This is a genomic window from Herbaspirillum sp. RV1423, assembly GCF_000577615.1.
Taxonomy (GTDB): domain Bacteria; phylum Pseudomonadota; class Gammaproteobacteria; order Burkholderiales; family Burkholderiaceae_D; genus Herbaspirillum.
Window position 1 is genome coordinate 1 of the sequence record NZ_CBXX010000112.1, and the last position, 317, is coordinate 317.

Genomic DNA, 317 nt, shown 5'->3' on the forward strand with positions numbered 1-317 from the left:
GTACTTCTCGCCGACCTTCAGGTTCTCTTTAAGAAATCGTTCCTTGCTCATTGCAAGCTCCTGTCTTGTTTTGAGGTGTTAAATGACAAAAGGACTAAATTGGCAATCTGCGGACGGCACGCGCGCGCAGCGCGACGTACGTGGGGTAGTAGCTCTGGTAGCCGCTGCCGAAGTACTGACACCAGGCCCAGCCGGTGCCAGACGGTTCAACTGACCAATACCAAGCACTCGCGAATTCCTCTTTCAGGTTCGCAAACAACAGCGACTGCTCGCGGCGCGTCGGAAGTTCGCCGCCGATCGATGTCGCCCATTCCTTC

General features: G+C 55.5%; 1 pseudogene. It reads right to left on the reverse strand.

The annotated features are described in order from the left end of the window. Nucleotides 1-94 precede the first annotated feature (94 nt). Nucleotides 95-317, reverse strand: a pseudogene (locus RV1423_RS30490) (DUF1566 domain-containing protein); the annotation flags it as partial.